At 71.1% G+C, this 8706-nt stretch carries 7 protein-coding genes and 4 pseudogenes; 6 read left to right on the top strand and 5 right to left on the bottom strand.

The window, feature by feature from the left end:
- Together G3I71_RS51920 and G3I71_RS44415 are read left to right on the top strand one after the other, a co-directional pair.
- A pseudogene (locus G3I71_RS51920) lies at positions 1 to 103 on the top strand (IS982 family transposase); the annotation flags it as partial.
- A gap of 89 nt (positions 104 to 192) precedes the next feature.
- Complete coding sequence (locus G3I71_RS44415; RefSeq protein WP_164324517.1) at positions 193 to 789, top strand: suppressor of fused domain protein; 597 nt, start codon at positions 193 to 195, stop codon at positions 787 to 789.
- A gap of 76 nt (positions 790 to 865) precedes the next feature.
- Here G3I71_RS44415 and G3I71_RS44410 read toward each other — a convergent pair.
- Positions 866 to 1417: pseudogene (locus tag G3I71_RS44410) on the bottom strand (MFS transporter); the annotation flags it as partial.
- A gap of 233 nt (positions 1418 to 1650) precedes the next feature.
- Positions 1651 to 2094: pseudogene (locus G3I71_RS44405) on the bottom strand (MFS transporter); the annotation flags it as partial.
- A gap of 187 nt (positions 2095 to 2281) precedes the next feature.
- Here G3I71_RS44405 and G3I71_RS44400 point away from each other — a divergent pair.
- From G3I71_RS44400 to G3I71_RS44390, 3 genes are all read left to right on the top strand, one after another.
- The gene (locus G3I71_RS44400) at positions 2282 to 2923 is read left to right on the top strand and encodes a DUF6758 family protein (protein ID WP_164324514.1); all 642 of its coding nucleotides are present in this window, start codon (positions 2282 to 2284) and stop codon (positions 2921 to 2923) included.
- A 185-nt stretch (positions 2924 to 3108) separates the two neighbouring features.
- Positions 3109 to 3966 carry a PHP domain-containing protein gene (locus tag G3I71_RS44395; protein ID WP_164324511.1) on the top strand — a complete coding sequence of 286 codons (858 nt, stop codon included), beginning with the start codon at positions 3109 to 3111 and terminating at the stop codon, positions 3964 to 3966.
- Between the two features lie 68 nt (positions 3967 to 4034).
- Positions 4035 to 4640, top strand: a complete 606-nt coding sequence (locus G3I71_RS44390) for a MarC family protein (protein WP_164324508.1) — start codon at positions 4035 to 4037, stop codon at positions 4638 to 4640.
- A 140-nt stretch (positions 4641 to 4780) separates the two neighbouring features.
- Here the strand turns inward: G3I71_RS44390 and G3I71_RS50565 are convergent, their stop codons facing one another.
- The gene (locus G3I71_RS50565) at positions 4781 to 4933 is read right to left on the bottom strand and encodes a hypothetical protein (RefSeq protein ID WP_203732983.1); all 153 of its coding nucleotides are present in this window, start codon (positions 4931 to 4933) and stop codon (positions 4781 to 4783) included.
- Positions 4934 to 5145: 212 nt separating this feature from the next.
- On the opposite strand from G3I71_RS50565, the gene G3I71_RS44385 reads away from it, so the two are divergent.
- Positions 5146 to 6048: an NYN domain-containing protein gene (locus G3I71_RS44385; RefSeq protein WP_164324505.1), complete on the top strand. Its 903-nt coding sequence runs from the start codon at positions 5146 to 5148 to the stop codon at positions 6046 to 6048.
- 25 nt (positions 6049 to 6073) lie between these two features.
- On the opposite strand, the gene G3I71_RS44380 is transcribed toward G3I71_RS44385, so the two are convergent.
- The gene (locus tag G3I71_RS44380; RefSeq protein ID WP_164324503.1) at positions 6074 to 6964 is read right to left on the bottom strand and encodes an alpha/beta fold hydrolase; all 891 of its coding nucleotides are present in this window, start codon (positions 6962 to 6964) and stop codon (positions 6074 to 6076) included.
- 379 nt (positions 6965 to 7343) lie between these two features.
- Positions 7344 to 8706 (bottom strand): annotated as a pseudogene (locus G3I71_RS44375) (ATP-dependent helicase); the annotation flags it as partial.

Below are 8706 nucleotides of genomic sequence, written 5' to 3'. Positions count from 1 at the left end.
CGTCCGCGTCGCCCAGCGCGTCCTCGCGATGGCCGCCGCGATCTGGCACAACCACAGGACAGGCCAGCCGGTCCTGCGATCCCTGATCGCCTACGACCACTGATCACATCGGAATGACTCGTCTAGGGTAACAGCCGACCGAACTGTCAAGGTGCGCGTTTGCCCGCAACTGACGAGTTCTATGCTCGGCGCATGTCTGATGTTCTTCCTCTGGTCGAGGCCCGGCTGCGTACGACGCTGGGCGAACCGGACGCGCGCGCCGCGGTCACCTTCCTCGGTACGGACCGAGTCGAGGTGCTGCGTTTCCCCGGCCGGGACCAGGACGGGGAGATCGTCCGCTACGCCACCCTCGGCATGTCCGCGCTGCCGATGGCGGACCCCGCCGCGGTGCTCGCCGACCCGGTGAAGGGCCCGCGCGCCGAACTGGTCATCTCCGTACGGGCCGGCCTCGCCGACACCGACAAGGTGCTGCGCCCGCTCGCGGTTCTCGCCGCGTCCCCGCAGGTCGAGGGTGTGATCGTGGCCCCCGGCGCCTCGCTCGACGTCGGGGAGCCGCTGTGGCCCGGTGCGCCCTTCACCTCGGTCCTGGTCGCGGAGCCGGGCGGCCTGGTCGAGGACTTGGAGCTCGATGAGCCCCTGGACCCGGTGCGCTTCCTGCCCCTGCTCCCGATGACCGCGAACGAGGCCGCCTGGAAGCGCGTCCACGGCGCCCAGGCCCTCCAGGAACGCTGGCTCACCAACGGGACGGACCTACGGGACCCGTCCCGCAGATCCGTCCCACTGGACTGACCCCCGTACCCGACATCGGAGTGACCGATGTCACCAACGGGCGTCTGGGAGGCGCCAGTTGGACAGTCCCCGGTCTCTAGCTCGCGAAGACGGCGACGCCGTCCTCGGTCGCGTGCCGCGTCTCCAGTTCCTCGGCGTCGTGGGTGAGGGACTTCCGCCGTACGACGACCACCACCGCGCCGAGCACGGCCGTGACCGCCGCGACCACGAACGGCATGTGGATGTCGCTCCACTCCTCGATCTTCGGCGCGAAGTACGGGGCCGCTGCCGCCGCGAACCAGCGCACGAAGTTGTAGCCGGCGCTCGCCACCGGGCGCGGCGCGTCCGAGACGCCCAGTGCCAGCTCGGTGTAGACCGTGTTGTTCACACCGATGAACGCGCCGGACAGGATCGTACAGACGACGGCGGTGGTGTGGCTGCCGTAGCCGAGGACCAGGACGTCGACGGCGAGCAGCACCAGCGAGCCGCCGAGCACCGTCAGCGAGCCGAACCGCCGCTGGAGGCGCGGTGCCACGAGCACCGAGGAGAGCGAGCGAAGAACGCCCCTGGTGAGAATGAGGGCACACGAACCATGCGGCGTCATTCCCACCAGGGGAGAAAACTTGCACGTTGCGAAGAACGTGTAGTTTTGGAGTTCTCTCCCGGACGAGGTCGGGGAGACTCTCTCCTGGATCGCTCCGGAGAGTTTGGCGGGGCGTGCCCGCCTGGCGACGGCCCTCCCGGCCGCCGGAGCGAGTGCGTGACTCGCTCGGGTCGTTGAGGACTTGGCTGTTGCCCTCGGTGACTCGCCGAGCATACCGGATGTTTCCGGAGTGATGTAATAAAGCGATCTATTTCTGTGTTGGTTCAGGGCTCAACTGTGACGATGACCGCGAGGGCCGTCGAGACGAAGAGCGCGTTGCCGAGGCCCCAGCCCGCCCGGAAGCCGACCAGTTCGGCGACCGAGCCCGAGGTGCCGGCCAGGCCCGCGAAGACCACGACGAACGCGAGGCCGAGCAGCAGGGTCTTCTTGCCGCCGATGCGGCTGGAGACGAAGCCGGTGACCAGCATCGCCACGGCGGTGATCAGGAAGTACGACGTGAAGAGCAGGGAGACCTGGCCGGCCGTGGCGTCCAGGCCCTTGGCGATGGACGGGAGGATCGGGTCGACGAGGCCGATGCCCATGAAGGCGACGACGGACGCGCCGGCGGTCGCCCAGACGGCCTTCGGCTGCCGGAGGAGCCCGCCGGCTCCCGCGTCGAAGGGGTCCGCTTCGGTGGGGCCTCCCGTGCTGCCCGCTCGTGTGGTCGTTGCGCTGCTGTGCATGCCTGCTCCTTCACGACTCGCGGGCCCAACCCGCGGAGAGGTCGTTGGTATATGAACATAGTAAGTTAGCTCAGCTAATTAATGCAAGCTACATCTAGTTTCACCTGGTGGAAGGGGCGGAAACGTGTCACTCCGGACGGGTGATCGTCCTTGACGTGAGGAAGGACGGGGAGGACCGTGGGGCTCTATGAGGGGCGAACCCAGTTGCCCGAAGTGTGGTGGCCGGGTCAGGGCTCCCGGCCTCTTTGCCGACTCCTGGCAGTGCGATGTGCACGGGACGGTGCATCCGCTGCAGCCTGTGATCCCGCCCAGCGTCGAGGCCCTCGGTGTCGTGGTGCACCGCACGCAGGTGCCGGTGTGGATGCCGTGGCCGCTACCGGTCGGCTGGCTGTTCACGGGCGTGGGCTGCGCGGGCGACGACCGCAGCGGCGGCCGTGCGACGGCGGTGGCCTGCACGGGTCCCGGTCCGCTCGGGGGCATGGGTGAGCTGATCCTGGTCGCCGAGGAGCTCGGTGTCGGCCTCGGCGCGCGGTATGCGGGCCTCGACGGGCCGGACCCGGGGCCGTACATGAACGTCGAGAAGCCTCCCGAGGCGAAGGTGCTGGCTGCGGGGCGGCCCACTCCGTTGTGGCATGTCGCGGGTGGGCCCGATGACCGTGCGGTGTTCGCGGGTGAGGCGCTCGGGTTGTGGTTGTGGGCGGTGGTGTGGCCCGAACAGTCCGGGTTGCTGATGTATGACGAGCTGGTGCTCACGGATCTGCGGGATGCGGGGGCCGAGCTGGAGTTGGTGCCGTGCGGGGCGTTGTCGCCCCGGTTGCTTCAGCCTTAAGGCTTTCTGTGGTGCCGGATGCGTCCCGGGGTGCGGGTCCGTGGGGGCTGGTCGCGCAGTTCCCCGCGCCCCTGGGTGGGCTTCCGTAAGGGTCACTTGAGGGTTTCGGGTGTGACGAGCGGCCCCCTGGGGCCGTTATGCTTGGCGCGTCTCGTTCGTCCCCGTCGTCGCCTGGAGTCCGCACCGTGCGCATCGATCTGCACTGCCACTCCACCGCCTCCGACGGTACGGACACGCCCGCCGAGCTGGTGCGCAACGCCGCAGCGGCCGGGCTCGACGTCGTCGCGCTGACCGACCACGACACGACCCGTGGGTACGCCGAGGCGATCGCCGCGTTGCCCGCCGGGCTCACGCTGGTCACCGGGGCCGAGCTGTCCTGCCGGCTCGACGGGGTCAGCATGCACATGCTGGCCTACCTGTTCGACCCCGAGGAGCCCGCGCTGTTCGCCGAGCGCGAGCTGGTACGGGACGACCGGGTGCCGCGGGCCCAGGGGATGGTGGCCAAGCTCCGGGAGCTGGGCGTGCCCATCACCTGGGAGCAGGTCGCACGGATCGCCGGTGACGGGTCCGTGGGCCGGCCGCATGTCGCCACCGCGCTGGTCGAGCTGGGCGTCGTACCGACGGTGAACGAAGCCTTCACCGGGGACTGGCTGGCCGACGGCGCCCGGGCCTACGTACCGAAGCACGAGACCGACCCCTTCGAGGCGCTGCGGCTGATCAAGGGGGCCGGCGGAGTGGCCGTGTTCGCGCACCCGGCCGCGAGCAAGCGGGGGCGGACGGTTCCGGAGTCCGCGATCGCGGAGCTGGCCGCCGCCGGGCTCGACGGCATCGAGGTCGACCACATGGACCACGAACCGGCGACCCGGGCACGCCTGCGCGGCCTCGCGGCGGAGCTGGGACTGCTGGGCACCGGCTCCTCCGACTACCACGGCAGCCGCAAGACCTGCGTGCTCGGGGAGTACACGACGGACCCCGAGGTGTACGGCGAGATCACGCGCCGGGCCACCGGGGCGTTCCCGGTGCCCGGGACCGGCGGAGTCTGAGCCCTCGGCCCAGGCCGCTTCCCGCTCACCCTCCCTCTTCCCCGTACCTACGCAAGGCTCGCTCACCCATGTTCGACGTCGCCGTCTTCGGTTCGCTCTTTCTCACCCTCTTCGTGATCATGGATCCCCCCGGGATCACCCCGATCTTCCTCGCCCTCACCGCCGGTCGGCCCGCCCGCGTCCAGAAGCGGATGGCGTTCCAGGCGGTCTGTGTGGCCGGAGGTGTGATCACCGTGTTCGGGCTGCTCGGGCACCAGATCCTGGACTATCTGCACGTCTCCGTGCCCGCCCTGATGATCGCCGGCGGGCTGCTGCTCCTGCTGATCGCCCTCGACCTGCTCACCGGCAAGACGGACGAGCCCAAGCAGACCAAGGACGTGAACGTCGCCCTCGTACCGCTCGGCATGCCCCTGCTCGCCGGGCCCGGTGCGATCGTCTCGGTCATCCTGGCCGTGCAGAAGGCGGACGGCGTGGCCATGCAGGTGTCGGTGTGGGCGGCGATCCTGGCCGTCCACGTCGTGCTGTGGGTGGTCATGCGGTACTCGCTGCTGATCATCCGCGTCATCAAGGACGGCGGCGTGGTCCTGGTGACCCGGCTCGCGGGGATGATGCTTTCCGCGATCGCCGTGCAGCAGATCATCAACGGCGTCACCCAGGTGATCCAGCAGAGCTGACGCCTGTGGCCCGCGCGCAGGGCTCACGTCAGAGCTCACATCAGGGCTCGTACCGGGACTCATGGCAGAACCCCCGTACGGCATCGGTGCCGTACGGGGGTTCTGAAGTCTGCTCGTCGTGGGCGAGCGTCGTCCGCGCGTTATGAGGCCGAGCTGTCGGCCGGGCGGATCCAGAGACGCTGCCCTATCGAGGCTGCTTGCTGCACGATCCGGTTGACGGAGGCGGCGTCCACGACCGTACTGTCCACGGGGGTTCCGTCGACGTCGTCAAGACGCATGATTTCGAAGCGCATGGGCTTCTCCCTTCGTCTGGTCATCCTCCTGAGGAGAACTACTTGGTTACGTACTGAGTCAACTACCCGCATGTTACAAACATTCCCTACGCTAAGGAAATTTTTCGCACGTCTAACTACCGTCCGGTAAACGCGGGCGTCCGGAAGGACTCGCAGGAGACTGACCGGGGCCGGTTGTGTTCGAAGCGTGACCGCCGAGACAATGGAGGTATATGAACAACGACGACGACCACGCGGAGCTGAGCGCCCGCATCGACCGCACGAACGAACTGCTCCACCGCATGCTCACCGAGGTGGCGAAGACGCCCTCGACGCATGCGATCTTCGTCGACGCGGGGTATCTGTACGCGGCGGCGGGACGGCTCGTCGCCGGAACCGAGGACCGCCGCTCCTACGAGCTGGACGCGGAAGGTCTCATCGAAGCGCTCATCGACAAGGCTCGCACGATCTTCGCGGACAGCCGGCTGCTGCGGGTCTACTGGTACGACGGTGCCCGGCGCCGCATCCACACCATCGAGCAGCAGTCCATCGCGGAACTCCCCGATGTGAAAGTCCGCCTGGGCAACCTCAACGCCAACAACCAGCAGAAGGGCGTCGACTCCCTGATCCGTTCCGACCTGGAGTCGCTGGCCCGGCACCGCGCGATCAACGACGCCGCGCTCATCGGCGGCGACGAGGATCTGGTGTCGGCGGTCGAGGCCGCGCAGGGGTACGGGGCACGCGTCCACCTCTGGGGCATCGAGGCGCCCGAAGGCCGCAACCAGGCCGAGCCCCTGCTCTGGGAGGTCGACAGCCAGCGCACGTTCGACCTCGACTTCTTCAAGCCGTACGTCGCCCGGCGCACCGCCGCGTCCTACGAGTCGTCGTCGGGGACACGCCCCACGCGCGAGGACGTGCGGTTCGTGGGCGCCCAGATCGCGGCGAAGTGGCTGGCCGCGCGAGGGCGCGAGGCGCTGGTCGAGCTGCTGCCCGGGCATCCGTATCTGCCCGGTTCCGTCGACCAGGACCTGCTGGTGGAGGCGGAGGGGCTGCTCCAGTACTCGCTGCGCGGGCAGGCCGAGCTGCGGCGGTCGCTGCGGGACGGCTTCTGGGAGCACCTGCAGACGCAGTACTGAGCAAATCGGTACGGCGAGTATCGAGTCAGTGCGCGAGGGTGTCCCAGAAGTCGGCCAGGGCGCGAGCGGTCTCCAGCGGGCGGTCCGTGTTGGGGGAGTGCTCGGCCCCCGCGATGACGGTCCGGTGCGCGTGCAGCCGTACGGCCATGTCGTCGAGGAGCGGGACGGCCCAGGTGCCGTCCTCCGCGCCGGACAGCACGTGGAAGGGCAGCGGTACGGCGGCGAGTTCCGCCACCCGGTCCGGCTCGGAGCACAACTGGCGCCCGGTGGCCACGAGTTGGGCCGGGCTGGTGCTCATCCAGCGGCGGCGCAGATCCTCGCGGTCGTCGAGTCCGGCGTCCAGGGTGTCCACCGGGTCGAGGTCGCCGCCGCCGGCCTGGGGGTCGTCCATGGCCTGGATGGCCTCCCAGACGTCGGCCAGGCTCATCACGGCGAGCGCGTCCCGCAGCAGCTTCGCGCGCTGCTGCTGCGCCTCGGAGATCTGGGCGGGGCCCGAGGAGATGAGGGTCAGCGACAGGAACGGGGAGTGGTCCAGGAGGACGGCGGCTCGGGCGACCTGCCCGCCGAGCGAGTGCCCGGCGAGGTGTACGGGGGTACCGACGGCTGCCGCCAGGGCGAGCACGTCCTGCGCCAACTCGGCCTGCGCATAAGCCGATTCGTCGTCCCGTGGGCCGGGTGACTCGAACTGCCCGCGCCCGTCGACGGCGACGGTACGGTACCCGCGCGCGGCCAGCGGCTCGTGCGTCGAGATGAAGTCCTCCTTGCTGCCGGTGAACCCGGGCAGCAGCAGAACGGTCCCCTTGGGCTCGACGCCGGCCGCCACGGAGGCATCGATGACGGCGAACTCACCACGTGCGGTACGCAGGGCGTACGCACGGGCTCCGGGGGGCGGGGCGAAGGTCGAAGGCCTGCTCATGTGCCGAGGTTATCCGGCGCACCCGAGGGGGAGGGTGTCGGCTCGGGCGGGAGAGGGATGCGAGGGCGTCCCTCGCCGGTGAGGATGTGCCGCCATACCCGGCGTCTGCGGCATGATCCGCCCGCGCAGGTTCCCGGTGAACGCCGACGGCCGGGCCAACTGGTGCGGGGCGTGATGGGTGCAGCCGCAAGCTGGGGAGACGCCGATGTCAACCCCTGTCGCGGCGGGTGACGGGCGATGGGGTGCCCATGGCCCGGGGTCTCCGGCATGCTCCCCCGGACAGGCCCCGGGAGAACGCCGACGGCCCGGCCACCTGGTGGGGTGGGCCGGGCCGTCCGGGTGTGGCCGGTGGTGCTGAGGGCCGGGGCCCTCGGGGTGGTCAGGCCTCCACGGAATCCGTGGCCGGTGCGCTGACCGTGGCCTTGCGGGTGGCGCGGCGCCTGGGCTTCGCCTCGGCGGCCTCCGGTGCCGGCTCCACGACGACCGCCGGTTCGGCGGCCTTGCGGGCCGTCCGGCGGCGCGGCTTGGCCTCCGCCTCGTCCGCCGCCTGGGCGGGGATGTCGGCGACGACCTCGGCGGCCTTGCGTGCCGTGCGGCGGCGGGGCGGCTTGGTCTCGGTCGCCTCGGCGGTGTCGACGGCGGCTTCCGCGGCCGGTGCGGCTGCGGTCGCCTTGCGAGTGGCGGTCCGGCGCGCCGGCTTGGCCTCGACGGTGTCGACAACGACCTCCGCGGCCGTCGCCGTCGCCTTGCGGGCCGTACGACGCGGCTTCGGCTCCGTGGCCTCCGCCTCGGCGACCACCGGGGCCTCTGCGGCCTTACGGGTCACCCGGCGGCGGGGCTTGGCCTCGACGCCTTCCGCGGTGTCCACGGCGGCTTCCGCGGCCGGTGCCGTCGCCTTGCGCGTCGCACGGCGCTTCGGCTCCGGGGTCTCGGCCGAGGTCGGCTGGGCCGGGATGTCCGCCGTCTCCGTCACGACCGCCGGTTCGGCGGCCTTGCGGGCCGTACGGCGACGCGGCTTCGCCTCGACCGCCTCGGCGGTGTCGAGGGCTGCCTCGGCGGCCGGTGCGGTCGCTGCCGTGGCCTTGCGGGTCGCCCGACGCGGCTTGATCTCGGTCGCCTCGGCCGTTTCCACGGCGGCCACCGCGGCCTTGCGCGTCCGGCGGGGCTTCGTGGCCTCGGGCTCCGGAGTCTCCGGGGCGACCTCGACCACGGCCACGACGGGCTCGGCGGCCTTGCGTGCCGTGCGGCGGCGGGGCGGCTTGGTCTCGGTCGCCTCGGCGGTGTCGACGGCGGCTTCCGCGGCCGGTGCGGCTGCGGTCGCCTTGCGAGTGGCGGTCCGGCGTGTCGGCTTGGCCTCGACGCCTTCCGCCGTGTCCACGACGGCTTCGGCAGTCACCGGCGCAGCCGTTGCCGTGGCGCTGCGGGTGGCGCGGCGCGGCTTGGTCTCCGTCACGACCGGGGCCTCGACGGTGTCGATGACCGGCTCCGCCGCCTTGCGGGTACGGCGACGGCGCGGCTGCTCCTCCGGGGCCTCGGCCGCGGGGACGGCCGGCGCCTCGACCGGGACGACCTCGACCGGAGTGACCGGCGTGGGCTCCGCCGTCCTGCGGGTGCGGCGGCGGCGCGACCTGTCCGTGGCCTCGGGGGCCGGGTCCTGCACCGGCGCTACGGTGGCCTCGGCCGACGGCTCGACGAACGTCGTCGTGGGGGCCGCCACCGGCTCGGGCGCGGCACCGCGACGG

Origin of the sequence: Streptomyces sp. SID12501, from assembly GCF_010550245.1 — a bacterium.
Taxonomy (GTDB): Bacteria; Actinomycetota; Actinomycetes; order Streptomycetales; family Streptomycetaceae; genus Streptomyces.
This window is presented reverse-complemented; position numbering and strand designations above follow the sequence as displayed.